The sequence below is a fragment of the Saccharopolyspora soli genome (assembly GCF_022678645.1).
Classification (GTDB): Bacteria; Actinomycetota; Actinomycetes; order Mycobacteriales; family Pseudonocardiaceae; genus Saccharopolyspora; species Saccharopolyspora soli.
Genome location: NZ_JALBWV010000097.1, coordinates 1 through 25,648 on the forward strand (window position 1 = coordinate 1; position 25,648 = coordinate 25,648).

The 25,648-nt window shown below is 67.3% G+C and carries 26 protein-coding genes; 11 read left to right on the plus strand and 15 right to left on the minus strand.

The annotated features are described in order from the left end of the window. Positions 1-123: 123 nt before the first annotated feature. Together MOQ72_RS40510 and MOQ72_RS40515 are read right to left on the minus strand one after the other, a co-directional pair. Positions 124-717 (minus strand): hypothetical protein, encoded by a 594-nt coding sequence (locus MOQ72_RS40510; protein WP_242191290.1) that lies wholly within the window; start codon positions 715-717, stop codon positions 124-126. Positions 718-784: 67 nt separating this feature from the next. Next, positions 785-1,012 carry a hypothetical protein gene (locus MOQ72_RS40515; protein ID WP_242191291.1) on the minus strand — a complete coding sequence of 76 codons (228 nt, stop codon included), beginning with the start codon at positions 1,010-1,012 and terminating at the stop codon, positions 785-787. A 355-nt stretch (positions 1,013-1,367) separates the two neighbouring features. On the opposite strand from MOQ72_RS40515, the gene MOQ72_RS40520 reads away from it, so the two are divergent. The 3 genes from MOQ72_RS40520 to MOQ72_RS40530 all read left to right on the plus strand — a co-directional run bounded on the left by MOQ72_RS40520 (position 1,368) and on the right by MOQ72_RS40530 (position 6,773). Further along, positions 1,368-2,357: a LysR family transcriptional regulator gene (locus tag MOQ72_RS40520; protein WP_242191292.1), complete on the plus strand. Its 990-nt coding sequence runs from the start codon at positions 1,368-1,370 to the stop codon at positions 2,355-2,357. Between the two features lie 188 nt (positions 2,358-2,545). Then, the gene (locus MOQ72_RS40525) at positions 2,546-5,383 is read left to right on the plus strand and encodes a penicillin acylase family protein (protein ID WP_242191293.1); all 2,838 of its coding nucleotides are present in this window, start codon (positions 2,546-2,548) and stop codon (positions 5,381-5,383) included. A gap of 130 nt (positions 5,384-5,513) precedes the next feature. After that, the gene (locus MOQ72_RS40530) at positions 5,514-6,773 is read left to right on the plus strand and encodes an amidohydrolase (RefSeq protein ID WP_242191294.1); all 1,260 of its coding nucleotides are present in this window, start codon (positions 5,514-5,516) and stop codon (positions 6,771-6,773) included. A 15-nt stretch (positions 6,774-6,788) separates the two neighbouring features. On the opposite strand, the gene MOQ72_RS40535 is transcribed toward MOQ72_RS40530, so the two are convergent. Continuing rightward, positions 6,789-7,334 (minus strand): DinB family protein, encoded by a 546-nt coding sequence (locus tag MOQ72_RS40535; protein WP_372495642.1) that lies wholly within the window; start codon positions 7,332-7,334, stop codon positions 6,789-6,791. A gap of 69 nt (positions 7,335-7,403) precedes the next feature. After that, positions 7,404-7,985 (minus strand): TetR/AcrR family transcriptional regulator, encoded by a 582-nt coding sequence (locus MOQ72_RS40540; RefSeq protein ID WP_242191295.1) that lies wholly within the window; start codon positions 7,983-7,985, stop codon positions 7,404-7,406. Between the two features lie 81 nt (positions 7,986-8,066). Between MOQ72_RS40540 and MOQ72_RS40545 the strand changes: the two genes are divergently transcribed. Continuing rightward, complete coding sequence (locus MOQ72_RS40545) at positions 8,067-8,699, plus strand: NAD(P)-dependent oxidoreductase (protein ID WP_242191296.1); 633 nt, start codon at positions 8,067-8,069, stop codon at positions 8,697-8,699. Positions 8,700-8,705: 6 nt separating this feature from the next. Here MOQ72_RS40545 and MOQ72_RS40550 read toward each other — a convergent pair whose 3' ends face one another. The 3 genes from MOQ72_RS40550 to MOQ72_RS40560 all read right to left on the minus strand — a co-directional run bounded on the left by MOQ72_RS40550 (position 8,706) and on the right by MOQ72_RS40560 (position 11,747). Further along, positions 8,706-9,413: an SdrD B-like domain-containing protein gene (locus MOQ72_RS40550; RefSeq protein ID WP_242191297.1), complete on the minus strand. Its 708-nt coding sequence runs from the start codon at positions 9,411-9,413 to the stop codon at positions 8,706-8,708. 73 nt (positions 9,414-9,486) lie between these two features. Then, positions 9,487-10,833 (minus strand): APC family permease, encoded by a 1,347-nt coding sequence (locus MOQ72_RS40555; protein WP_242191298.1) that lies wholly within the window; start codon positions 10,831-10,833, stop codon positions 9,487-9,489. A 29-nt stretch (positions 10,834-10,862) separates the two neighbouring features. After that, positions 10,863-11,747 carry a carbon-nitrogen hydrolase family protein gene (locus tag MOQ72_RS40560; protein ID WP_242191299.1) on the minus strand — a complete coding sequence of 295 codons (885 nt, stop codon included), beginning with the start codon at positions 11,745-11,747 and terminating at the stop codon, positions 10,863-10,865. Between the two features lie 84 nt (positions 11,748-11,831). On the opposite strand from MOQ72_RS40560, the gene MOQ72_RS40565 reads away from it, so the two are divergent. Beyond that, positions 11,832-12,590 carry a FadR/GntR family transcriptional regulator gene (locus MOQ72_RS40565; RefSeq protein ID WP_242191300.1) on the plus strand — a complete coding sequence of 253 codons (759 nt, stop codon included), beginning with the start codon at positions 11,832-11,834 and terminating at the stop codon, positions 12,588-12,590. A gap of 160 nt (positions 12,591-12,750) precedes the next feature. Continuing rightward, the gene (locus MOQ72_RS40570; protein WP_242191301.1) at positions 12,751-13,275 is read left to right on the plus strand and encodes a hypothetical protein; all 525 of its coding nucleotides are present in this window, start codon (positions 12,751-12,753) and stop codon (positions 13,273-13,275) included. Between the two features lie 31 nt (positions 13,276-13,306). On the opposite strand, the gene MOQ72_RS40575 is transcribed toward MOQ72_RS40570, so the two are convergent. From MOQ72_RS40575 to MOQ72_RS40610, 8 genes are all read right to left on the minus strand, one after another. Continuing rightward, positions 13,307-15,130 carry an ABC transporter ATP-binding protein gene (locus MOQ72_RS40575; RefSeq protein WP_242191302.1) on the minus strand — a complete coding sequence of 608 codons (1,824 nt, stop codon included), beginning with the start codon at positions 15,128-15,130 and terminating at the stop codon, positions 13,307-13,309. Further along, positions 15,127-16,917: an ABC transporter transmembrane domain-containing protein gene (locus tag MOQ72_RS40580; RefSeq protein ID WP_242191303.1), complete on the minus strand. Its 1,791-nt coding sequence runs from the start codon at positions 16,915-16,917 to the stop codon at positions 15,127-15,129. The genes MOQ72_RS40575 and MOQ72_RS40580 overlap by 4 nt, the downstream gene beginning before the upstream one ends. A 93-nt stretch (positions 16,918-17,010) precedes the next feature. Then, on the minus strand, positions 17,011-17,139 hold the full coding sequence (locus MOQ72_RS40585; RefSeq protein WP_242191304.1) for a lasso RiPP family leader peptide-containing protein: 129 nt from the start codon (positions 17,137-17,139) through the stop codon (positions 17,011-17,013). Positions 17,140-17,460: 321 nt separating this feature from the next. Further along, the gene (locus tag MOQ72_RS40590) at positions 17,461-17,610 is read right to left on the minus strand and encodes a lasso RiPP family leader peptide-containing protein (protein ID WP_242191305.1); all 150 of its coding nucleotides are present in this window, start codon (positions 17,608-17,610) and stop codon (positions 17,461-17,463) included. A gap of 28 nt (positions 17,611-17,638) precedes the next feature. Continuing rightward, positions 17,639-17,755 (minus strand): lasso RiPP family leader peptide-containing protein, encoded by a 117-nt coding sequence (locus tag MOQ72_RS40595; protein ID WP_242191306.1) that lies wholly within the window; start codon positions 17,753-17,755, stop codon positions 17,639-17,641. Positions 17,756-17,847: 92 nt separating this feature from the next. Next, entirely contained in the window at positions 17,848-18,264 is a 417-nt protein-coding gene (locus tag MOQ72_RS40600; RefSeq protein WP_242191307.1) for a lasso peptide biosynthesis B2 protein, read from the minus strand. A 5-nt stretch (positions 18,265-18,269) separates the two neighbouring features. After that, the gene (locus MOQ72_RS40605; RefSeq protein ID WP_242191308.1) at positions 18,270-18,524 is read right to left on the minus strand and encodes a lasso peptide biosynthesis PqqD family chaperone; all 255 of its coding nucleotides are present in this window, start codon (positions 18,522-18,524) and stop codon (positions 18,270-18,272) included. A gap of 60 nt (positions 18,525-18,584) precedes the next feature. Continuing rightward, complete coding sequence (locus MOQ72_RS40610; RefSeq protein ID WP_242191309.1) at positions 18,585-20,408, minus strand: asparagine synthase-related protein; 1,824 nt, start codon at positions 20,406-20,408, stop codon at positions 18,585-18,587. Between the two features lie 488 nt (positions 20,409-20,896). On the opposite strand from MOQ72_RS40610, the gene MOQ72_RS40615 reads away from it, so the two are divergent. From MOQ72_RS40615 to MOQ72_RS40635, 5 genes are all read left to right on the plus strand, one after another. Then, a complete protein-coding gene (locus MOQ72_RS40615) occupies positions 20,897-22,066 on the plus strand; it encodes a sensor histidine kinase (RefSeq protein WP_242191310.1) in 1,170 nt (389 codons plus the stop codon). Positions 22,067-22,085: 19 nt separating this feature from the next. After that, on the plus strand, positions 22,086-22,757 hold the full coding sequence (locus MOQ72_RS40620; RefSeq protein ID WP_242191315.1) for a response regulator transcription factor: 672 nt from the start codon (positions 22,086-22,088) through the stop codon (positions 22,755-22,757). Between the two features lie 148 nt (positions 22,758-22,905). Continuing rightward, the gene (locus tag MOQ72_RS40625) at positions 22,906-23,802 is read left to right on the plus strand and encodes an ABC transporter ATP-binding protein (RefSeq protein ID WP_242191311.1); all 897 of its coding nucleotides are present in this window, start codon (positions 22,906-22,908) and stop codon (positions 23,800-23,802) included. Between the two features lie 11 nt (positions 23,803-23,813). Further along, positions 23,814-24,554, plus strand: coding sequence for an ABC transporter permease (locus MOQ72_RS40630; RefSeq protein ID WP_242191312.1), 741 nt, complete (start codon positions 23,814-23,816; stop codon positions 24,552-24,554). A gap of 3 nt (positions 24,555-24,557) precedes the next feature. After that, positions 24,558-25,307 (plus strand): ABC transporter permease, encoded by a 750-nt coding sequence (locus MOQ72_RS40635; RefSeq protein ID WP_242191313.1) that lies wholly within the window; start codon positions 24,558-24,560, stop codon positions 25,305-25,307. The last annotated feature ends 341 nt before the right edge of the window (positions 25,308-25,648 follow it).

Sequence of the window (25,648 nt, forward strand, 5' to 3'; positions counted from 1 at the left end):
CCCCCCCCCCCCCCCCCCCCCCCCCCCCCCCCCCCCCCCCCCGCGCCCCCCCCCCCCCCCCCCCCCCCCCCCCCCCCGCGATTTCCCAGCGCCGACCCCCAGCACGACGCTGCCGCCGCGGGCTCAGACGGCCAGCTTGCGGGCCTTCGCGTAGCGGCCGTTCGCGGGCAGCCAGCACAGCACGATCGCGATGATCGCCGTGACCAGGCCGACGTAGCCCATGATCTGCAGCGTCATCAGCACCTGGGAGTCGGTGATCGCCGCGATCAGGTGCCCGAGCAGCGAGAACACCGCGAAGATGGTGATCAGGACGCGGGCCCAGGTCGCGCCGTTGATGGCGAACAGGGTGAACAGCAGGACCGGCACGACGAAGATGAGCAGCAGGACCGACTTGAGGATCAGTTCCCCCTGCGCCGCCGAGATCAGCGTGTCCCACATGTCGAACTCTTTGAGCGTGGCGATGACGTCGCCGGTGCCCGAGCCGCCGGTGAGTTCGAGGAGCTCGTTGACCCCGAGTTCCTCGGGGTTGGTGTTGATGACGTCCGTCGCGTACTGCTCGGCGAGCCCGCGGCCGCCGGAGAGGGCGAAGATCGCGCCGACCAGGCCGGAGAGCGCGGAGATCCCGGAGATCACCAACAGCGCCAGCAGGGTGGCGGGGCGCTTGAGCGCGGATTTGGGGGTGCCGCTCATCGGGGGAGCGGTCGGGGACTGCGTCACGACTTGTTTCTCCTTGCCAGGATTCAATATAAGGGGGGATTTGAGTCGAGGACCGCGAAAGCGGCTGTCACCACGACCGGTGGTCGCGGCCTGGGCGGTGAACGCCGCCGCGCTTTCCGTCGGCAGCGGGCTGTCCCCAGGTGGAGAACAGGTCGAGGCAGCCGTTGGCCGTCTCGGCCACCGCGCGTCGCTGCTGTTCCTCGACGCGGTTGTCCGCAGCGCAGGTCCGCGCGTTGCCGGAACAACCCTCAGTCGACGTCGCGCTCCGGCGGAGCGCAACGATGGTGGTGCGCATGGTGCTTCGGAATCCTCTCCATGCAGGCTGCGGTGCTCACGCCACCGCAGGCCCGCGTCCGTGCGAATTGCCCCGATGTCACCGGCCTGGTGCGAACCGAGCCGGGCGGTCGACAACGGACCGCCGCTGGGGCGAGGCAGATCATTACACCGCCCCGCACCGGTTTCCAGCGCTTTGCGGAAAAATTCCGGAGATTATTTGTTCTGGCACGCAGATCAGTTCGGCGCACTACACTCCGAGCGGAAAACGGAAGAGAGGGACGCATGCCGTGCCGTTAGTCGGAACCACCAGTCTGCCCGCGACCGATCTGCGAAGTCGACTGCTCCAGTCACCGGCTGCGCTGCTGGATACCACAATGGACCAGCTCCGAACGTTGATTCTGGTGCACGAAGTGGGAACCGCGCTCGCCGCGGCGCGATTGCTGGGGCGCGAGCAGTCCAGCGTGCAGAAGCAGTTGGACACGTTGAACCGCAACTTCACGGAACTCTGCGGGGAACCGCTGGTCATCAAGCAGGGGCGCGGAAAGGCCGTGCTGTTCACCGCTTCTGGAGACAGCTTCGTGGCGATCGCGCGCGACACCTTGCGGGATTGGCTCGACGGGGTGCACGAATCGCGACGACTTCGCGGTGAAACGGTTACTGTCGGCACCACTCGCTTCACGCTCGGTTTCCTGGTCACCGCGGGAGAGCACGTCGCCGAGGAATTCCACGAACGCGGGATCGAGTTGCGCGTCACGCACTTGCGGACGCGTGAACTGCTGGCCGCGTTGCGGACGAAGCAGGCGGACCTGGTCTGCGGCAGCGTGCTGATCTACGAGGATGACCACGCGGCGCTGGCGGATTTCGACGTGATGGAATGGCGGCGCAGCGGGTTGAGCCTGGCCACGAATCTGAGCTACGAACAGCTGCCGAACCAGGTGGTGGGAGTCAGCGAACTGGCCTCGGTGCCGTTGGTGGTCCCGGCCAGCGGGCTGATCTCCGGATTCCTGCACGGCTGGTTCGGCGCCGACTACCGGGAGAAGCTCGACATCGCCGCCGAAATAGACGACGTGCGCTACGGATTCGACCTGCTGCGCTCGGAGCTGCTGCACGGTTGCATGATCGTCACGCAGGGCGTTGGCGAAGCCGCCGGTGACGGACGGCTGCCGGAGGGGCAGGGGCTGCGCACCATCGAGTTGGTCAACGACATCGGCCCGAAGATGCAGGTGCTGGTCGGAGCGTTCGTGCGGCGCGGCGAACGGCAGAGCTACTACGCCGAACACCCGCTGAATCTACTGTGGACCGCACTGGAGCTGGAGAACGCGAAGTGGAAGCGCGGTGAGCTCACCACTGCCAAAGCGTCCTGATCCAAACGATTCTTGTTGAATGTTGCGCGAGTTGACCGCGGGTGCCTTTGTCGACGTAGTTGTGCTCGCGATTTTCCGTGGTATTTCGCGTTGCGCTGTTCGGGGCAATCCGAATGTGAAAGGCTTTCGTTCTTACTGTCGAGTAGCTAGCGTCCGGGGTTGGCGACGACCGATCGAGAGGACCTGGCATGTCGCGACGTTCGAGCACTCTGGCCGCGCTCAGCGCTGCGGCAATCGTTGGTTCACTGCTGATCGCACCGGCCTCCGCCGCCCGCGAAATCCCGGCGCCCGCCCCGGATTACTGCGGTCAGCAGTGCCACTACATCCTGCCGCCCGGCCAGAACGGCAACGCCACGTTCGCCGACCTCGTCGCGCACATGCTGCTGGGCACCCGGCCGCCGCACTCCGACGACCAGCTGGCCAAGTACGCCGGACTCGCCGGGGGTTACTCGGCGCTGACCACGGAAACCATCAGCGAGTTCTTCAACGACAACTCCTTCGGCGTGCGCCCCGACGACGTGGAGCGCAGCTACCAGCCCCGCGAGGACGTCACCATCGTCCGGGACAAGACCGCGGGGGTTCCGCACGTCTACGGCACCACGCGATCCGGCACCACCTTCGGCGCGGGCTACGCGACTGCCGAGGACAAGTTGTTCCTGATGGACGCGATGCGCCGCGCCGGGCGCGGCGAGGTGACCCCGTTCGCCGGTGGCGCACCAGCGAACCGCGAGCTGGAGCAGCGGTTCTTCGCCGTCGCCCCGTACACCGAGCACGAGTTGCAACAGCAGATCGACATCGTCTCCCGCTGGGGTGAGCGCGGACGGCAGGCGCTCGAAGATGCGAAGTCCTACGTGGACGGGATCAACGACTACATCGAGAAGTCGCACAGCGGGCGCTACTTCCCCGGCGAGTACGTCGCCACCGGGCACATCGATCCGATCACCAACGAGGGGCGGATCGAGCCGTTCAAGCTCACCGACCTGGTGGTCCTCGCCTCACTGGTCGGCGCCCAGTTCGGTGGTGGCGGCGGCAACGAGGTGCAGAACGCGGTCGCGCGGATGGCGCTGCACGAGCGGTTCGGCCCGCAACGCGGCGAGCAGATCTGGTCCGCGTTCCGCGCCGAGGACGACCCCGAAGCCATCAGCACCATCCACGATGGACAGTCGTTCCGGTACGGCGGCGCGCCGGAGGACCCGCAGGGCGTCGTGGTACCGGATCCCGGATCGGTCACCGCCCAACAACTGGTCTTCGATCCGACAGGTTCTGCCGCTGAACCTGCCGAACCGGACACCCAGGCGGAATCGGGCAATCCGCGTCCGGCGACCGGTGATCCGGTGGAAAGCCTGCGCGGCATCTTCGACGACGGCGTGCTGCCAGCCGACCTGGGGCAACCGCGCGGCATGTCCAACGCGTTGGTGGTATCCGGAGCGCACACCGAAAGCGGCCACCCGGTAGCCGTTTTCGGGCCGCAAACCGGCTACTTCTCACCGCAGTTGCTGACCCTGCAGGAACTGCAAGGGCCGGGCATCTCGTCGAGAGGCGCCTCGTTCGCCGGGCTGAGCTTCTACACGTTGCTCGGCCGCGGCCAGGACTACGCGTGGAGCGCCACCACCGCATCGCAGGACATGATCGACACCTATGCTGTCGAGCTTTGCGAACCAGCAGGTGACCCGGTGACGAAGGACTCCAACTACTACCGCTTCCGCGGCGAGTGCCTGCCGATGCAGACGGTGGAACGCGACAACGCCTGGCAGCCGAACCTCGGCGACGACACACCGGAGGGTTCCTACCGGCTGGTGTCCTTCCGCACCCGCTACGGCCCGGTGACGCACCGGGCGACCGTCGCGGGGAAACCCGTCGCGTTCACCACGGCCCGTTCGACCTTCCTGCACGAGGTCGACTCGATCATCGGGTTCCAGAAGTTCAACGACCCGAGCGCGATCACGTCGGCGCGGGACTTCCAACGCGCCGCCCACGACATCAACTACACGTTCAACTGGTTCTACGCCGACGCCGACGACACGGCCTACTTCAACTCCGGGGCGAACGTGGTGCGCAAGCCGACGGTCGACCCGAGCATGCCGATCGTCGCCGACCCGCCGTTCGAGTGGCAGGACTGGAACCCGGCCGACAACACCGCCGCCTACACACCGTTCCAGGAGCACCCGAACTCGATCAACCAGGACTACTACATCAGCTGGAACAACAAGCAGGCGCCCGGAACCGCTGGCGACCGGGCGGAGAAGAGCGCTGTGCAGCGCGGCGACCTGCTCGATCACCGCGTCGGCGAGCACATCGCGACCGGTGGCAAGTTCAACCGCGGCACGTTGACCCAGGCGATGGCCGACGCGGGTGTCACCGATCTGCGCGCCGAGCGCGTGCTGCCCGACCTGCTCCGGTTGATCGACAGCCAACCGATCGCCGACCCGCGGATCGCGGCGCTGGTCGACGAACTGCGCACCTGGTTGGCCGACGGTGGCAAGCGGGTGGAGACCGCACCGGGCAGCGAGCAGTACGCGCACGCCGACGCGATCGAGCTGCTGGACGCGTGGTGGCCGCTGCTGGTGCGCGGTGAGTTCGAACCCGCGCTGGGCGCCCCGGCCTACCAGGCGCTGACCGACGTGATGCAGATCAACGAGTCGCCGTCGGGTTGGCAGAACGGCGAATCCGACCTGCACGTCGGCCAGGGCCACCAGGGCTCGTCGTTCCAGTTCGGCTGGTACGGGCAGGTGTCCAAGGACATCCGCGCGGTGCTGGGTGAGCCGGTGCCCGGCGGATTCGGACAGCCGCTGTGCGGCGGCGGTGATCCGACGGCGTGTCGGCAGATGCTGCTGGACACCCTGCGGCAGGCGGCGGCGACCCCGGCGGATCAGACCTACCCGGGCGACGCGGACTGCGCGGCTGGCGACCAGTGGTGCGCGGACGCCATCCTGCAGACCAAGATCGGCGGCATCGCCCAGGACAAGATCAGCTGGCAGAACCGCCCCACCTACCAACAGGTCGTCGAGTTCCCAACCCACCGCTGACCCGTGCGGGTGGTGGGTGAGGGGCACCTGTGACCGAGTAACCGGGGCACGGGTGCCCCTCACCTGTTCAACAACTCTGGTGCGGGTGGGTGATCGCGCTTACCGTCGTGTTCGACGAATGGAGGGTGCTGTGGGCGATCTTGGTGCCGTGCTGGGCCGACTCGACGACATCCGGGCCGAGCTGACCGAGCTCTACAAGGATCTGCACGCCAACCCCGAACTGTCCTTCGGCGAACACCGGACCGCGGCCGAGGTCGCGCGCCGCCTGCAGGCCCTCGGCCTGGAGGTCGCCACGGGTGTCGGGTACACCGGAGTGGTGGGCGTGCTGCGCAACGGCGAGGGGCCGACGGTGTTGCTGCGCGCGGACTTCGACGCGCTGCCGGTGTTGGAGCAGACCGGTCTCGACTACGCCAGCACCCAGCGGGGCACCGACCCGGACGGCAACGACGTTCCGGTGATGCACGCGTGCGGCCACGACATGCACGTCACCTGCCAGCTCGGTGCCCTGGATCTGCTGGTCACCGCTCGCGACCGGTGGTCCGGCACGGTCGTGGCGATCTTCCAGCCCGCCGAGGAGATCGGGGCCGGTGCGCAGGCGATGATCGAGGACGGGTTGTTCGACCGGTTCCCCAAACCCGATGTCTGCCTGGGTCAGCACGTCTTCCCGTTCGAGGCCGGATCGGTGGGCGTGATCAGCGGCCCCAGCATGTCCGCGGCGGACGGGCTGAAGATCACCATGTTCGGCCGCGGCGCGCACGGCTCGCAGCCGCAGAACGCCATCGACCCGGTCGTGATGGCTTCGGCGACCGTGATGCGGTTGCAGACCGTGGTATCCCGCGAGGTCGCCGGTGACGACACCGCAGTGGTCACCGTCGGCGCGATCAAGGCGGGGACGAAGGACAACATCATCCCGGACCAGGCCGAACTGCGGGTCAACATCCGGTCCTTCGACGAACAGGTCCGGGAACGGATGATCGGTGCGGTCGAGCGCATCGTGCGCGCCGAGGCGCTCGCCTCCGGCGCCGAGCGCGAGCCGGAGTTCGAACGCCTCACGGACTTCCCGGTGCTGGTGAACAACCCCGAGGCCACCGACCGGACCGCGGCGGCGCTGCGCAAGCAGCTCGGCGACGAGCAGGTGCGCCAGTTGGACCCGGTGACCGGCAGCGAGGACGTGGGCATATTCGGCACCGAGGCCGACGTGCCTACCTGCTACTGGTTCTTCGGCGGCGTTGAACCGGCGAAGTACCTGGCGGCTAAGCAAGCGGGCTCGCTGAGCCGCGACATCCCGTCCAACCACTCGCCGTTCTTCGCTCCGGTCATCGAGCCGACCCTCACCACCGGCGTAACCGCGATGACCGCCGCGGCCCTGGAGTGGCTAGCCGCCCGCTGACCGGGTGCGGCCTGGTCAGGCGCCGGTGGCGCCGTCGATGCGTTCGCGCAGCAGGTCGGCGTGGCCGTTGTGCCGGGCGTACTCCGCGAGCAGTTGGCACATGACCCAGCGCAGCGAGATCGGTTCGCCGGTGGAGCGGCGAACCCCGGTCGCGTCCAGCGACGTGGCCGCCGCCACGATCTCGCGGGACCGCGCGCATTCCGCGTGCCAGGTCTCCAGTGCGGACGCGAAGTCACCGCTGAGGTCGTCGAAGTCCTGGTCCGGATCGTCATCGGAGTAGTAGAGCAGCGGAACGTCCTCCTGGGCGAACTGGATTCGGAACCACCACCGCTCAACCCCGGCCAGGTGCCGCACCAAACCGTGCAGCGAAAGCCCGGAAGGTTCGACCAACCGAGCGGAAAGCTGCGCGGGCGGCACATCGTCGCACTTGAGCGCAAGTGTCTCTCGATGCCAGTCCAGGAAAGCGCTGAGCGTCTCCAGTTCGGACCCGGTGGTCGGCGGCTCAGCACGCGGGCTGCCCGCACCCCACCGCTGCGAGAGAAAAACCGAAGAATCCGACACGACCCAACCTCCAACCCGAGAACCCCAACCCTCCCACCACCCCCCGACACCGGACGTCAACAAAGCCCTCTACTTCGGGACACCGAGGCCGTCCAAGACTGTTGTTGCGAGGGTTTGCGGGGTGGGGTTGGGGGTTTCGGTGAAGTGGGTTAGGAAGGCGTTTTGGAGGCAGGCTCCGAGGAGGAGGGCCGCTGCCGCTTCGGGGTCCGCTTCGGGGGCGATCGCGCCCGCCCGTTGTTCGGCCGCCAGGTAGGCCGCCAGTTCGTCGCGGACCACTTGGGGGCCCATGTTCCTGTCCCGCAGGGCGTTTCGGTGTGCTGCCAGCAGGGTTGGTTCGGAGAACAGGGACGCCGCGATCGGGAACGTCTCGGTGTAGAACTCGATCGCCTCGGCCGCGACTTCCGTCAGTGTTTCCCGCAGGGCGCCGCGTCCCGCGCGGTCTGCCAGCCCGGCGAGCAGCGAGCGGAGGTTGCTCGGCACACGTTCCTGGAGCACCCCGAGGAACAGGTCGGTCTTGTCGCGGAAGTGCTTGTACAGCGCGGCTTCCGAGTAACCGGCTTCCTTGGCGATCTCCTTGGTGGTGGCGCGGGCCAGTCCGCGGGTGCGCATCACGTGCGCCGCGGCGTCGAGCATCCGGTCACGTGTTCCCACGGCGCACCTCTCATTGACAAGTTGGTGAGTGCTCACCCACTATAGTGGTTAGTGAACACTCACCAACCTTTAGGTGGAACCATGCGGATCACCGTCTTCGGCGCGACCGGCGGCACCGGATCGCGCCTGCTCGAACAGGCATGCGCAGCCGGGCACCAGGTCACCGCAGTGGTGCGGGACCCGGCGCGGCTGACCTTCTCGCACCCCGAGCTGTCGGTGGTGCGGTCCGACGTGATGGATCCCGCCGCGATCCAGCCGCACGTGGCCGGGCGGGACGCCGTCGTCTCGGCGATCGGCGCGCGCAGCACCAAGGCACCGATCACCGTCCAGACCGACAGCACGACCAGCATCCTCAAGGCGATGGCCGACGCGGGCGTCCGACGCTTCGTCGTGGTCAGCAACAGCGGCATGCTCACCGACGGCGACGGACCGGTGAGCAAGTACGTCGTCAAGCCGATCCTGTGGCGCTTCCTGAAACACCCGTGGACGGACATGGGGCGCATGGAAGATGTCGTCCGGGCCAGCGAGTTGGACTGGACGATCATCCGCCCGCCGATGCTCACCAACGGACCGCGCACCGCCGGTTACCGGACCGCGGTCAACCGGAACGTCCGCGGCGGCAACCGGATCTCCCGCGCTGATCTGGCCGACTGCGTGCTGCGCCACCTGGCGGATCGGGACTCGATTCGCACGGCGATCTCGGTCGCCAACTGATGCGCCCTATTGGCTGATCAGGCCGATGTCGAGGTTCGGTACCTGGTTGATCTTGCCGTCGACCAGCTCGATCACCGCGGTTGCGGTGCCCTCGGCCGGGTCCGCGTCGGAGTCGGTCTCCGGGGCTCCGACGTGTTGCGGCGCGAACGCCGTTCCGTCAGGCGGGACGAAGCGCAGGACGTACGTGCTGGTTCCCTGGTTCGGCATCGAGTAGTGCCCGGTGCCGTCGGTGCCGCTGCCCCACCTGCCGATCCAGAACTGGATGTTCGGCAGCAGCGGCTCATCCGGCTGGCGTTGACCGTCCGCGTTGCGGTCGTGCCAGGTAACTCTGGTGATGTCGCCGCCGAGCTTGCCGAAGTCGGCGCGACTCGTACCGCCTGGGGTCACCTCCACGACGACCTCGCTCGGTGTGGTCAGCTGGTAGCCGATCGGGTTGATCCCGACCCGGTACTGGCCTGGCGGCACATCGGGAATCTCGTAGGTGCCATCGGGATTCGTCCCAACGGTTGCCACTGACGTGCCGTCCAGTTGGTACAGGCCGACGGCGCTGTCGCCGCCTGGTTCACCGGGCTGCCAACGGCCGTCGACGTTGCGGTCGAAGAAGTGCAAGCCGCGCACGGTTCCGGTGGCCGTCGGCTGGGCTGTCGCCGGTACCGCCGTCCCCAGCAGTGCCAACACGCCTGCCGCCACGAACATCGCGCGCATTCCGGCCATCACGTCTCCGATCGCAGTCGAAACCGGTCCTAGCGCAAGACGCGCGATGTCCGCTCCCGGTTGCCTTCGCCAGCTAGCGGGACGCTGGCTCGACCTGTTCCGCGACGTCCATCGTCGGCGGCGGAGTGCGGAACAGGCGGGTCAGGTAAGCGAGGTAGACGATGCCCACGACCAGCCAGATCGACCCGAGCACGAGCGCTGCCGAGTCGAGGTTGACCAGCAGCCAGATGTCGATCGCCGCGCCGATGACGGGCACGACGACGTAAGGCAGGATGCGGGGCCGCCGACCCGCCGCGCGCTCGCGCAGGAACAGGGCCAGGACGCTCACGTTCACCGCGGTGAAGGCGACGAACGCCCCGAAGTTGATGAACGACGTCGACGTCGACACGTCCAGCATGAGGGCGACGAGTCCGATCGCACCGGTGAGCACGGTGTTGAACACCGGCGTGCCGAAGCGGGTGTGCAGGTAGCCGAACACCTTGCGCGGCAGCACGCCGTCGCGGCCCATGGCGAACAGCAGTCGAGCGGCGCTCGCCTGCGCCGCGAGCCCGGATGCGAACTGGGCGACGACGAGCCCCGCGAGGAACACCGCGGCGAACACGTCCCCGGCGATGGTCGTGGCGATCTGGAAAGCCGCCGAGTCCGGCTCGGCGAAGTTGCCGGGGTGCACCAGTTGCGTCGTGTAGGCGACGAGCACGAAGATGCCGCCGCCGATGAGCGCGATGAGCAGGATGGCCCGCGGCATGGTCCGGCGCGGGTCGACGGTTTCCTCGGTCAGGGTCGTCACCGCGTCGAAGCCGAGGAACGAATACGCGGCCAGCGCCGCGCCCGCCGAGACGCCGCCCCAGGTGGTCGCACCGTTGATGAACGGAGTGGCGCTGAACCACGAGCCACCGGTGGCGACGAGGTGCCGCAGGGACAGCACCACGAAGATCGCCACCACCAGCAGCTGGAACGCCATCAGCAGGAAGTTGGCCTTGTTCGCCACCTTGATGCCCAGCACGTTCAGGCATGTCGTGGCGGCGATGAAGGCGAGGATCCAGATCGAGAACGGCACCGACGGGAACTGGGCCTGCAGGTAGGTGGCACCGATCAACCAGATGACCATGGGCAGGAAGAAGTAGTCGAGCAACACCGCCCAGCCGACGAGGAAACCGACGCGCGAGTCGATGGTGCGGCGCACGTAGGTGTACGCGGACCCGGCCACCGGGTGGGCGCGCGACATGGTGCCGTAGCTGTACGCGGTGAACAGCATGGCGGCCAGCGCGAGCAGGTAGGCCGACGGCGTGGCTCCGCTGGTGAGCTCGGAGACGATGCCGAAGGTGCCGAGCACGATCAGCGGCGTCATGTAGGCGAGACCGAACAGGACGACCGACCCGAGCCGCAGCGCACGGCGTAGGGAGGGGGTGGCGTCGGGCATTGCTGGCTCCAGCTGTTGTGGTCGGTTGGTCAGCGGGGTGGTTCCGGGGTCGCCGGAGTCCAGCGGCGGGCCTCGATGCGGCCCTGGTAGAGCGGCAGTTCCAATGGTGCATCCGCGTCGGTGAACTGCGCCCACATGCGGTTGAGCCCGGCGGTGCCGAACTCGCGGGTGCGGGCGACGGCGTCGAGGTCGAGCACGTCGGTGAGCAGGGTGGCTCCTGAGCCGGGCGCTTCCGCGCGGACGTGGCCCTCGGGGTCGACGACGAGGCTGTGCCCGGTGCCGACCGGCCCGGCCGCGTTGACGCTGAGCACGAAGACCTGGTTCATGATCGCGTTGGCGCGGGCGAGGACGAGCTCTTGCGCGCGATCGGTGGTGGTCGTCTGCACCGGGTTCACGATCACCTCCGCGCCCAGCCAGGCCAGCTGCCGAGCGGTCTCCGGGAACCAGGCGTCGTAGCAGATCGAGAAGCCGAGGCGGCCGATCCCGGCCGCGTCGAAGACGACGAAGCGATCGCCGGGGTCGTACGGCTCGTAGGGCCGCCACGGGAACACCTTGCGGTAGGAGGCCGCCAGCTCGCCCTGCGGCGAGAACGCCAACGCGGTGTTGAACAGCTCACCGTTCTCGCCGCGCTCGCACACGCTGCCCGGCAGCAGCCAGACGCCCAGGTCACCGGCCAGTTCCGCGAGCTGCTGCGCGCGCGGGCCGGACAGCGGCTCGGCGACGGCGTGCAGTTGGGCGTCGCGCTCGGCCTTGGTTCCAGACACCCCGCACAGGTGCAGCTCGGGGTAGGCGATGAGCGCGGTGCGGGGCAGGCTGGCGGCCAGTGTCTCGACCTCGGCGGCGAAGCCCGAGAGGGGCGCTGCGGCCGCGACGGGGGTGGCCTGGGCGAGCGCGATGGGCAGTGGTCGTGACATGCGGAAAAAATAGAGCAAGATGAGCAGTTAAACAAGAGTGCTCATTATGATTAGTTTTTGGTTCGCGCCGCTAGAGTGGAGTCCATGCGTGGCAGCACCGATGCGAACGCCAGCCAGCCCGCGGCGCCGCCCGGCAGGCTCACCGCCCCGGAGCTGTCCGGAATCCGCCGTCTTTCCGCATTGGAAACCGTCCGCGCGCGCATCGCGCTGGCCGTCGAGCTCGGCCTGCTGAAACCGGGTGAGTGGCTGCCGACCAGCGATCAGATCGCCGCGGCGCTGGAGGTCTCCGAGATCACCGCGCGGCGTGCGCTCGTGTCGCTCGTCGGCGACGGCGTGCTGGAGAGGCTCAGGGGCCGGGGTGGCGGAACGCGCGTCGCCGCGCGGCCCGCGCAGGCGGCGGTGAGCGCGACAGCGATCTACCAGTCGGCGGCCAGCGAAGTGCGCAAGCTCATCGACCACCGCCTGGTGCTCGAATGCGGCGTGACACATCTCGCGGCGACGCACGCGAGCGAGGAGCAACTCGCCGCGCTCGCCGCGCTCGTCGATGCGATGGACGCAGCCGAGAGCTGGGCCGAGTTCCACGGCTACGACGAGCAGTTCCACCTCGGCGTCGCAGCGGCTAGCGGCGTTCCGTCGGCTGTCGAGCAATACGGGCAGGCGCTGCGCGAGCTCTACCGCTTCTACCTGCCGTACCCGCTGGACTACCTGCGCGAGTCCAACGAGGAGCACCGCCGCCTCGTCGCCGCCCTGCGCGACCGCGATCCGGCTACCGCAACCAGCATCGCCGATCACCATGTCCGGGTGCTCCACGAGACGATGTTCATCGGGCTGCCCGAGCCGTGAACATCGCAGCGGACGCCCGGACGTTCCTTGCCCGTCTCGGCCCACGTGCCAATCACGTTGCGGCACAACAGGTTCCACGCTATCTCGGGCTTCGGCAACACGAGGTCCGGTAGCGGAAAAACAGTTCGAGACGCATCGGCCCGCGTGCGAGCATGTCAGCGTGAGGGTCAGGTTTCCCCGACTCGCCGATGGCAGACGGGCCTACAGCATCGTCGAACGGGCGGACGGAGTCCGGTTCCGGGTGCACGAGGGCGTCGCTAGTTCGAAGATCCCGCACGATCTGGTGCACTTCGTAGTGGAGCGGGAAACCGGCGAAGACGGTGGTTTCTGGGGTGCGGTGGCGGCGGGCGCGGTGTTCAAGAGCATGGAGCACTTGGACGGTCGGCGCCCACCCCATGCGGCCGCTCGGTCTGCTGCCGCGATACTCGCCCGGTCAGACCGGTTGCATCGCGCCGAATTGATGGCCGATCTAGTGGACCAGGTCGCCGAAGAGCGGATCACCAGCGCAGTGCAGGTGCGCGTCATCGCCCGAGAAGTGCTGGCCACGTTGCCGGACGACCGGGTGGATGAGCAGCGGGTCATCGCAGCTGCCGAAGCGCTGCGCCAGGTAGCGGAGCGCTGGGCGGCGCTTGCACCAGGGGATGAACTGGTCGTGGACTGGCCGCAGAAGCGGCGGTGCGACTGAGCCCGTGCGGTCGGCCCCCGCGGTGGCCGGTTCAGCTGAGCTTGCTGAAGCGGATGGTGCCCGCTTCGGACGCGCTGGAGGCGGGTGCGTTTCGCGGGAAATCCCCGACGCCGCTGGGGTACCAATGCCCGACGAGGTTGGCGTACGTCGGTGAGCTGCGGAGCAGCATGCCGTGCGTGCCAGCGTGGAGCCCCTTGTTGTCCAGCAGCAGGACCCGGTCCGCCCGCAGCGCCGAGCTGATCCGGTGCGCGATCACGACGAGGGTGCCGGAACGACGCGCGAAAGCACGTTCGACGCGCTCTTCGACCGCCGGGTCCAAGTGGCACGTCGCCTCGTCCAGGATGATGACGTGTGCCGGGGACAGGTAAACCCTTGCCAGGGTCACCAGCTGCCGCTGTCCTTCGGTGAGCGCATCGGGGTTGATCTCCCCGTCGTAGCCACCGTGCTCGGCAACGAGTTCTTCCAGCCCGATCACGAGCACCGCCTCGTCCAACTCGGTGTCCGCTGCCTCCGGCGCGAGGTAGCTGAGGTTTTCCCGCACAGTGCCCGCGAAGACGTACGCCTGCTGCGGGACCAGCGCGATCACCGATCGCAGCCACGAGGTGCGGAGCCTGTCCAGCTCGATACCGCCCAGCCGGACCACACCTTCTTGCGGTGACTCCAAGCCCGCGAGCAGACTGGCCATAGTGGACTTCCCGATGCCGCTGGTACCGAGGACGGCGATGTGTTCCCCTGCGCGGATGCGGAGGCTGGCCGCCCGCAACACGGGGTGGGCATGCGGGCCGTAGCGGAAGGTCACGCGTTCCAGCACGAGGTCGTAGCGATCCACCGACAGGGCGCCGCCGCGCGGGAGTTCGGGAGCGACGCTGTACCGAGCGAGCCGGTTCAACACGGTGATCAGCTCCAGACCTACGTTGCCGACCGTGTTGATCAGGGTCCGCAGCGCCGGTTCCAGCCCGGACATCAGGTATGTCGCCGCGCCGAGCAGTGCTCCCGCGCTGAGCTGGCCCGACGACAGCAGCCACGGGGCGAGGACGAACAGCATCACCAGCGGGACCCGACCGGTCAGGCCGATGACGCCGACCCTGATCCCGCCGATGTTGGCTACCCCGGTCAATGCCCCGGCATTAGCCCTAAGTGCTTCGTCCAAATCGGACTCCGCGCGCTTGCTGCCATCGTTGGCGATGACATCCCGCAGCCCGCCGAGGACTTCACCGGCACGTTCGCTGAGTCGTTCCGCTGCCCGGAGCGCCCGCTCGTACCGCTGCTTCCACACCCGGGATATGCAGGCGATCAGGACCCCGGAAACGGCGGAAATCGCGAGGATGATCAAGCTGACCACCGGCACCAGGGAGAACATGCCGATCGTCGCCGCGACGAGGGTGAGCGCAACCGAGCTCATCGGGATCAGCAGCCCGGAGCTGAGCTGCCGGACCTTCTCGGTTTGGCTGGTGATCCGCGCGACCGTGCCCAGCTCGCCAGCCCGGTCGTCCCGCACCGCGTTGTGCAGGCTCCCGCGGACCAGCGATCTCACGAGGTGATCGCGCAATGCCTCGACTATCCGGGACATCGGTCGAACGGCCTGCCGCTTCGACCAGGTGCCCAACACCATCGCCAGCCCGTACCCACCGAGGGAGACGAGACCGATGACCACGTTTCCGGCGAGGAAACCCCGGTCGACGGCTACCGCCACCAGCTGCCCGGACAGCACCACCGGCGTCACGCTCAGCAACGACCAGAACAGCAGGATCGCCAGCGACCGGCGACGCTCCCGCAGCACTGGAAGCGCGAGCCGCCAGCCGATGGCGCTTGCGCGCCCGTGCTCGACGGCACCGTGGCCCGGAAGCGGCGTCATGCGATCCGCCACAGCTCGATCGTGGTCGCCACGTCGTCGACCAGCGGCATTTCCTGCGTGAGCTCGGGATCGCGAACCCGCTCGCCCGCGGGTTGGGTACGTCTGGACCGCTGGATCTGGAAAACCGCGCGGTAGTCCGGGAAACTGAGCAGTTGTTCGTGTGTCCCGCAGGCACGCACGACGCCCTTGTGCAGCCATGCCACCAAGTCCGCTCGCGCAGCGGTGGACATCCGATGTGCCACGATGATCCTGGTCGTGCCCTGCCAGGCGCGGTTCAGCGCGGTTGTGATCTGCACCTCGGTCGCCGTGTCCACACTGGACATCGGATCGCTGAGCACGACGACGCGGGCGTCCCGAGCGGCGGCACGCGCCAAGCCGAGGCGTTGCAGCTCTCCACCGGAAAGTCGCAGTTCGGCCAGCGGAGTTCGGCGCTTCATGGGCAGCCGCTGGACGAAGTCGATCGCCGCGCAAGTCCGCAGCGCCGCTTCGACGCGTTGGGAACCGGGTGGCGTGTCGGAATACGCGAGCGCATCCTCCACCGTCTCGCCGAGGAGCTTGGGCCGTTCGAACGCGTACGACATCGCCTTGCGGACATCGTCCGGCGCCAGCTCGGCAAGTGGTACACCGTCCAGCAGGACGGTTCCTTCGTCGGGTGTGACGAGCCCGCCAGCGACCTCCGCCAGCGCGGCTTTCGCGGCCCCGTCGGTGCCCACCACGGCGACCGCCCGTCCAGCGGGGACGTCGAGGTCGAGCCCGTCGAGGATCGGCCGCTGGTCCTTGTGCACGCGGACGCTGCGCAGGCTGACCTGACCGCGTCCGTTTGGAAGCCTGCGCGAACCGGACCGGGGCGGGGGAAGGCCCAGCACGTCCTGCACCCGCTTCGCGGCGCCGAGGGACTGCGCGAAGCGAGCGAGGATCGCGGTCTGGTTGAGCAAGCCCATCGCCTGCACCAGGTAGGCTTGCGCGGCGATCAGTTCGCCGGGGGTGACCCGCCCGTGCACCACCCCGATCCCTGCTGCGGCCAGCACCGATATCTGCAGCACCGGGATGAACAGGCCTGCCTGCCACGTCGCTTTCCGCTGGGCTTCCCAGAAGTCCAGGCCGACGACGGACAGTGCGGGCAACGGGGCCAGCACCCGGTCGACCTCCTGCTCGACCGTGCCGCTGGCGCGGATCGTGCGAGCACCGCGCACCGCGTCGATGAAGCGGTTCGACAATTGGCTGTGCAGGCGTTGGTATTCGTTGGTCATCGAACCGACCCGACGGATCAGCCATCGCGTCAACCACCAGAGCAATGGCGCCGCCACCAGGAACAGCAGGGCGAGCGACGGGTCGATCAAGAACAACGCGATCAAGCCGCCGACCGAGGTGATCAGCGAGGTCACCAGCGTCACCAAGACCGATGTGCTGGACGCGGTGACTTCGGTGGACTCCAGAACGCGGTTGAGCACATCGCCCGCGCCGAACCTGCGCTGGCCGTCAACGCCCAGTGCGAACACGTGCCGCAGCAATCGGCGGCGCAGGAACAGCGCACCCAACGCCGAGGTCCTGGTCTCCAGGTATTCGCGAGCGGCTTCGCCCAGGGTCGCGATGCCGAGCACCGCACCGAGCACGGTCAGAGCCGACGATTCGAGCTCCCCGTCGATCGCGGAATCCACCGCTGCGGCGAGTGCAGCCGGAAGCGCCAACCTGGTGGCCGGATCCACGATCGCTACGAAGAACATCCCGATTCCGGCAAGGCCGGTCGAGCCCACCGTGCCGAACACCAGACGCGTGTTTGCCTGCAACGTCGACTCCGTCCGCGCGTGCTGTGCGCACCAGGCGGTGTGGTGAGCGCGCCAACGCCCACCACACCGCGAATTCCCCGCAGAACTCGGCCGTCAGCCCAGCGGATAGGTCGCATCGACGATTGGCCAGAGGATCTCCTGCGCTTGGGCGGGAGGCCCGGCACAGGTCTTCTCGTCGAAGGATCCCAGCTCCACGACCTGGGGCGTCTCGTAGTTCGTCATGTCGGACAACCACCTTTTCCTGCACGGCACAGGACACCAGGACTTGCTCGGCACGCGGGTCTGCGCACCGACCGCTGCCCGCGGCATAGACGGTGGAGCGCGGTTTCCGGGGCTGTCCTTCCAAGTCCGGAAGCCGTATACTCACCCCGCCAGTGGTCCGCATCCTGGCCGGATGTGAAACTTGATGGAGAGGCTCGCTGTGGGACGGGTGCCTCCGCTCCACAGCGAGCCCCTTGTAGGACGCATTGCGGGCATCTCGATCTAGGCCGCACGCCTCGCGGCGTTTCCGATCAGCTCAGGTCGAATGCCTGCAATGCCGCATCAGCCCTCGTTCGAGTGGTCCTCGAACGGGAGGATCTGCTCGGTGTAGGGCCCGACGAACTCACCGGTCTCGTCGGCGAAGTTGCCGAGCTCGACAGCGGTCGGAGCCTCGTAGGTCTTGTCCATTGTGCACACCTCCTTCCTGGACATCGATCTCTTCGCGAGCGTCTTGCTCGACTCAGGCGCGGTCCGCGATGGGGTTCCAGCCCTCGGCCACACCGCCGATGCCGAAACCGGTCTCCTCGGCGAAGTCGCCGAGCTCGACGGCGATCGGAGCCTCGTAGGTCTTGTCCATTGTGCACACCTCCTTCCTCGTTGGATTTCCTTGAGCAGGCGGGACCGCCGGCTCAAGTTCCGACGACCAGGCTCGGCGAGCCTGATCTGGTCTCAGTCGGCTACTTTTGCCGAAACCGTGAAAAAGGTCCGAAAATCCGTGCTGCTGATCGGTTCGTCAACGATTTCCCCGTCAGCTTCGACCCAAGCATGTGCGGAAAACGGCGGCGTGGCGAGGACTCCGACGCACCAGGTGGGCCAGGTACCCCGCAGCCTGCACAACAGCACCACCGAAAGCGACCGGACCAGGCATGCCGACCTCCCGCGGCACCGGGGACTGGCCGTCAAAATCGCGTCGCGCACATATTTCGCTTCGCCGTAGCTGGCTGGCCGCGCTCCGTTGGAAAGCCGTTCGAGCAGGTGCCGCAACTGCTTGGGCGACTTGCGGCTCAGCATCCTTGAGATCGATACGACCAGACCGACCTGTGCCTTCGTGAGCAGGCTCAGCTCCGCGGGCGCTTCCGGCAACACTTCGCTCATGCGAGTCCCATCCCCTTGAGCTGCGCGCGCAACGCGGTGATGTCCTCGTGAGCAGTTTCCCGGTCGATCCGGTAGACCTCGATGAATTTCGCCACCGCATCCTCGTCACTACCGCCGTGTTCGAATACGTTCAGCGCGAGCGTTGCGCTCTCGTTGAGATGCCAATACTTTCCAGTGGCCTCGTTGAGGACGACCTCGCCGTATTCAGTGCTGACCCGGGATATTTCGGAACCTTTGGTTCGGTTCTCCATGCTTGATCCCAACTGCCGTCAAATTCTACCTGATTTGGTTGGACCACGGGCGAGAACGAATCAAGTCATGGCGCCCGTTCTACTTCCCAAGTTCCGCAGGAACACAGCGGCGTTGATCGTTTCGTGCACGCGATTCGACGGGATCGCTTTCGCGTCCGGTTTCGCCTCGCTGGAAAACCGATCCATGTCGATCAAGCCGATGTCGGCGAGTCCGGAGCCTTCGCAGATCGCCACGATGTCGTCGAAGTGCGCCGCATAACCGCGAGCCGACTGGGGTGCGCCGCCCACCTTCGTGGTGCGCCGCAGGTAGTCGTCGGGGAGCAGACCTCGCATCGCCGCTTTCATCATCGGCTTCCACTCCAGCGGTGAATCCCGCTCCTCCCGGCGCACCGCGAGTGCGGCCTCGACCACGTGATCGTCGAGCAGCGGGGCTTCGTAGGCGACGCCGACGGGCTGCCCCAGTTGCCCCGTGCCGCGCACCAGCCGACCCGCGTCGCGGAGCGAGGCGATGTCGAAGTGTGCCGCCAGCTCGGCGTCGTGGGGTTCCGCGGTGGCGGAAACCTCGCGCAACTCGCACACGACCGCCGCACGGGCGTCGGCTGAAAGCCATGGCGGGATGCTGAGCGGGGGAGCCCAGTCGTCGATCCGGAGGCCATCCGGTCGTTTGACGCCGTTGACCGCGTCGCTCACCGCGTCGGTGAACCAATGGCAGTACGAGCGGCGGTCCAGCAGTCGTCGCAAGGTCGTGAGCGGCGCGATGCCATCCGGCACGTCTTCGGCCCGAGCCCTCCGCCAAGCCTGGAGCGGCCGGGTGCGCATCAAGGAGTGGTGCCAGCCCTTCACGCCGCGCAGGAGGTGATCGCCACCGAGGCCGTTGATGTGCGTCCGCACCCCGCGGTCGACGTCGTCGGCGAGCATCTGCTGGATCCGAGGGCCTGCCGTAGCGGCTTGCGTCGGCTCGTCGAGCTGAACGCGCATGTCCAGCAGTCCCCCGTAGAAATCCGCCATCTCGTCGGTTGAGGAGACGAGATGGGCGTGCACGCCGGGCATGCTCTCCAGCGCGCGCTGCGCCCACTTGAGGTCTTCGCGCCCACCCGGATCGTTGTTGTAGAGCGTGCGGGCGAGGACTCCGTGCGGCCCCTGGGCGGCGAAGTAGCACAGCGGAGTCGAATCGAGTCCACCGGATAGATCGCAAGCCACCGCGGTACCGGTCGCGGTACGGGCGCGAACCGCGGATTCCACCGCGTCCCGCAGCTTGTCCGCACCTTCGCCCCTCGATATCGCCGCGTCCGGACGGCGCCACCAAGTGGCGCGGTTCAAACCGCGACCGTCGTGATCGACGGTGACGTAGTCCGCGCCGGGCACCGGCGTCACTTCTCGCCACATCGCAACGTCGTTGCACGGGTGGGGCAACGCGCTGACCAGGCGCAGTGACAAGGCGACGTCGTCGACGGCGAAACCGCCGAGCTCGGCGAGCACGTCGGCTCGATCGGCGACGACGCGCACGCCGTTCACCACCGCGTGGAAGATCCTGCGCGTCTCCATCGCCGGACCGCTTGCGTAGACGAGACCGTCCAGCGAGCCGACTACGCAATAGCTACCGGCGATCTGCCGGGAGACCGCGGTGAAGTCCTGCGGTACGCGGATTTTCGTGGCGATCCGTTCGAGGTCGGACGGCGTGGCCGCGGTGGAACCCACGAGCGCGAGCCGACGCGGTCCCGCACTGTGCTCGACCAGATCTCCGGAGGCCACGCGGGCCAGCAACCACGGCCTGCCGGACGGGTGCGTCAAGGTCACGTTGGCGACGCCCGCCAAAAGCGCGGCTACCGAGGATGCCGATTCGTTGTCCGGCAATGCCACGAAGAACGTTCTGATTTGCTGCAAATCCCCCTCCACGGATACCGCGAATGCTCCAACTGACGGGATCCGGCGCGCGCCGAATACCATCCCCCTTGAGGAGTAAACGATTACTCGAAAACAACACGGAATGCTTATCGAAGTCCCCCAGAAGTCCAACTTTATTCGTCGCGAATCCCCCGTGCGGTTGACGACGTGAAAGCTAAGTGGAAGCTCGGTGCGAGTCAAGCAGCTTGAAGAAGGTGCCCGCAAAATGCGGCGACTGATCGATGCCGTTGCTGCGAACGGCGGTGCACTCTGGTAGTACTGCGAATGACGGTCCGCTTTAGGAGTACTCCAAACGCGCGCGATCAGTACTCCAAAAAGGCGTTGAAAGTGAATGCCGTGCGGAAAAACCTCATGTCACTTCGCTGGGCTCGTGCTCGTCTTGGCGGCCATCCGATGTGCCAGGCTATGACCGCAGTTGCATCGAGTTTTCGCGTCCGTTTTATCCGGCTCCGTTGTATGCTGGCGACGTGATCGGCGCCGTAGGCTCGTGGAAACGGAAGCATCCCCATGTCATCGATGCGGCACTGGCTGCCGTGGTTTTCGTTTACAACTTGCCGGTGCAGGGCGCATACGTTCCCGGAGGACTGCCCGCGAGTACCGGGGTGCTCGTTTCCATCGGTTTGTGTGCTCCGTACGTGGTCCGGCGGGACTTCCCGCTCGCGACCTTCGGGGCCACCATCGCCGCATTCGCGGTGCAGTTGACGCTCGGAATGGGGTTCCTGCCAGCGGATGTCATGCTCGTCTTCGCGCTCTACAACGTGGCGGTCTGTTGCCAGCGGCGGGTTTCCATCGCGGCAGCGGGCGCGGTGGCGCTGTGCGTGCTGCTGGTGGCCGCAGGCTGGGGCAGCGAACTGTTCTTGACGGTCATCGACCTGGTGACCGCCTTGGTGCTGATCGTGTCGGTATGGCTGTGGGGATCGACGATCGGCATTCGCCGGGCTTACGTGGCGAGTCTTCAAGAGCGCGCGGTCCAGTTGGAGAAGGAGCGCGACAGCCAGGCCCGGATCGCGACGGCCAAGGAGCGTGCCCGGATCGCGCGGGAGATCCACGACATCGTTTCGCACAGCCTGAGCGTGGTCGTCGTGCTGGCCGAAGGCGCTGCGCTCAGCGTGCGCAGCGATCCGGATCGCGCGGAGCAGCAGTTGAAGATCGTCGAAGGAACCGGCCGGTCCGCGTTGGCCGAGATGCGGCGGATGCTTGACGTCCTGCGGGACGGGGAGCCGGGATCGCACGCACCGCAACCGGGTGTTGCGCAGCTGGAGAAACTGGTCGCCGATGCGCGGGCCTCGGGCTCGCCCGTTGAGTTCGCGGTGCACGGGACCCCGCAAGAATTGCCCGCCGGTACGGACCTCGCGGTGTACCGGATCGTGCAAGAAGCACTCACCAACACGCGCAAGCACGCCGGGCCCGACGTGACGCGGGTCGACGTCCAATTGTGCTTCAGCGACCAGGACCTGGAGGTGCGCGTCCGAGACGATGGCCGTGGCCCCGCGGCCGACGATGCGTCCGGCGGTGGACACGGCTTGGTCGGGATGCGCGAGCGGGTCGCGGCCTACGGCGGTGCGCTGCGGACCTGGCCCCGAGCCGACGGCGGCTTCGAAGTGGTCGCGACGCTACCGCTGGGGAGAACTGCGTGACATCACCACTGGGGAGAACATTGTGACGATACGAGTTTTGCTGGTCGACGACCAGGAGTTGATCCGGCTGGGGTTCCGCACGATCTTGGAAGCCCAGTCCGGCATCCAAGTCGTCGGCGAGGCCGATGACGGGGACACCGCCCTGGAGTTGCTGAAGACGGTGACGGCTGACGTCGTTCTCATGGACGTTCGGATGTCCCGCATGAACGGCGTGGAAGCGACGCGGCGCATCTGCGCCGACGGCGGTCCGCGGGTGCTCATCCTGACGACCTTCGACCTCGACGAGTACGCCTACGAAGCACTCCACGCGGGGGCGAGCGGTTTCCTGCTGAAGGACGCTCCGCTCACCGACCTGGTTTCGGCCATCAACCACGTGCACTTCGGCAACGCCGTGGTCGCCCCGAGCACGACGCGACGGCTGCTGAACCACTTCACCGATCGGCTGCCCGCAAACCGCAAACCGCAATCCATTCCCGCAGGGCTGGATGAGCTGACTTCGCGCGAGCGCGAGGTGCTCGTGTACTTGGCCAGAGGACTCTCGAACGCCGAGATCGCCGGGCAGCTCACGGTTTCCGAAGGCACGATCAAGACCCACGTGGGGCGGATCCTGACCAAGCTGGGACTCCGCGATCGGGTCCAGGCGGTGATCCTGGCCTACGAGGCGGGTGTCGTCAAAGTCGGCGATCGCTGAAACGTCGGGCCGCGCCCCGGCGGTCGGGGCCGCGGAAGGGATGTGCCGAGAGGTGCACTCCGCGTCATCCCCAGGTATGACGCGGAAATCTGCCTCCCGCTAGACGACGAGCGACGCCTCGGTGAAATACGGTGCGAACGTGTCTCAAATGATCACGACGCAGGGCCTGGGCAAGAAGTACGGAAGCCGGGCGGTTGTCGACGGCTTGGATCTGCACGTGCCGGAAGGGTGCGTGTACGGGTTCCTGGGCCCGAACGGGGCGGGGAAGTCGACCACGATGAAGATGCTGCTGTCGTTGGTGCGCCCCACCAGCGGTGAGATCCACATCATGGGTCGGCCCATGCAGCGCTCCACCCGGCGCGAACTGCTGCGCGACATTGGTTCGCTGATCGAGGCCCCGCCCGCCTACGGGCATCTCACCGGCCGGGAGAACATGCGCCTGGTGCAGCGGCTGCTGGGTCTGAACGACGACCAGATCACCCGAGCGGTGCACACCGTGCGCCTGCACAACCACCTCGACAAGCGGGTCCGCAACTACTCACTGGGTATGAAGCAGCGGTTGGGCATCGCGATGGCGCTGGCCCGCGAGCCTCGGCTGCTGATCCTCGACGAGCCCACCAACGGTCTCGATCCCGCCGGAATCGAAGAAATCCGGTGCCTGCTCAAACAGTTGGCCGATGGCGGGATCACCGTGATGGTCTCCAGCCACCTGCTGGGCGAAGTCGACAAAACCGCCACCGTGCTCGGCATCCTCGACAACGGACGCATGATCTTCCAGGGCACGCGGGACCAGTTGTTCGCCCGCTCCATCCCCGATGTGCTGATCGACACGCCGGAACCGCAGCGGGCGGCCGCCCTGACCGCTCAGCGCCACGCGACGCGTGTCGATGGCGGTGCCGTGCGCTTGTCCGGGCTCGACCACAGAGCTACGGCCGGTGTGGTTTCCCTCCTTGTGCGCGAAGGCATCGACATCTACGGCGTGCGCCGCGACGCACAGTCCCTTGAGGACGTTTTCATGGATCTCACCGGGGGGCGAGGGCTTTGATGGGGCGCGCCGTGGCGAACGAGTTCGCCAAGATGCGCAGGCTTCGCGTGGTGCCTGTCGCGGTCGTGATGGTGATCGGCGTGCTGGCGCTGTCGTGCGTCGAGCTCACCAACCCGGGTTTCCTGGAATCGGTGGGAGATGCTTCCGGACAACCCTGGCAGCGGTTGCTGGCCGGTATGACGTTCGGTGTGCCGATGCTCTCGCCCATCCTGTTGGCGGTGCTGGCCAGTCGGCCGGTGGACATCGAGCACCAGGGCAACGGCTGGCTGTTCTCCCAGACATCGGGAATGACCCCCGGATACCTGTGCCGGATCAAGTTCGTGGCCGTCGGTGCGGTGGTCGTGGTGGCCACCTTGGTCCAGAGCGGCCTGGTGTTCGCAGTCGGCAAGCTGGTCGGCATCACGGTAGCTTTCCCGGCCGGGCAGTGGCTCGGCTACACCGCTGCGATCGTGGTCGTGAACCTGGTGCTCTTCGCGCTGCACCTGGTGCTATCGGCTCGCGTGGACAATCAGCTGCTGGCATTGGGCATCGGCGTGCTGGGCGTGTTCTTCGCGGTTTCCAGCACGGGGATGCCCCGATGGCTGGCCCACTTCTTCCCCTGGGGCTACTACGCCCTGGCCACGCCCGTCGACTACCGCGACGGCGCGCTGGTCTCGCTGTCCCCGTCGTACCTGAGCGTGCTTGCGCTCGGGGTCGTGGGTGGCGCTCTGTTCCTGCTCATCACGCGCCTGTTCGACCGTCGGGAGGGCTGACCCGTGGGTTCGGTCAAAGCCGAGTTCCTCAAGCTGAAGCGGTCCCTGAGCTGGGCCGTGGTGGTACTGCTGCCGCTGATCGCCGTCATCACCGGCGTGGTGAACACGATCGCCGCTGGCCAGGCACTTGAGAACGGCTGGCACACCCTGTGGTTGCGGGTGGTGGTTTTCTACGGCTTGTTCCCGCTGGCCGTGGGGCTGGCCGCGTTGGCCTCCCTGGTGTGGCGGGTCGAGCACCAGGGCGGCAACTGGAACGCGTTGATGGGCCGACAGGTTTCGAGCCTCCAAGTGGTGACCGGCAAGATGGCCGTGCTGGCCGTGCTCGCGGCAGCCATGCAGTCGGTGCTGGTGGTGGCGGTCATCGCGGTCGGCAAGTTGATCTTCGGGCTGCCCGGGATGCTGCCCGGCCAGTACTTCCTGATCAGCGTGGTCATCGTGCTGGCATGCCTACCGGTGGCGGCCCTCCAGTCCGGTTTTTCGATGCTCATGCGATCTTTCGCCGCACCGCTGGCAGTGGCGCTGCTGGGCGCTGTCGCAGCGGTGTTGGTGCTGATGGCCCGGCTGGAAGTGGTGGCAGTGGTGGTGCCCTACGGCCTGGTCGGCCGAGCGACCCAGCTGGGGACCGGGCTGTTCGTGGACAGCGGAACGGTAACCCCCGGTGTCGTGACAGCCGTGGTGGTGGCGGCTCTCGTGCTCACCGCAGTGGTGATCGCCGCAACCACCGCCATCCTGGACCGCCGCGACATCCGCTGACCGCAGTGCCCAGGAGATCCGCGGCTGGAAGTGCAGCTGCGGCGAATAGCACTCGCCGCCACGTGGGCCTAACGCTCCACAACACGAACACCCCAGTAGCCGACCCCGGATCGCTGGTCGGTGAGCAGGCCGGGAACGCCTCCGAGCGTGCGGAGAACGCTCAACCGGGCCACCGCACCGTGGGGGTCTGCGGGGGCTCGGCCCCCGCAAGTAAAAGCCGGGCAACGGCGAGGCCGCAGCGGCGGCGAGCAGCACTCGCGGCTGCGTGGGCCTAACGCTCCACAACACGAACACCCCAGTAGCCGACCCCGGATCGCTGGTCGGTGAGCAGGCCGGGAACG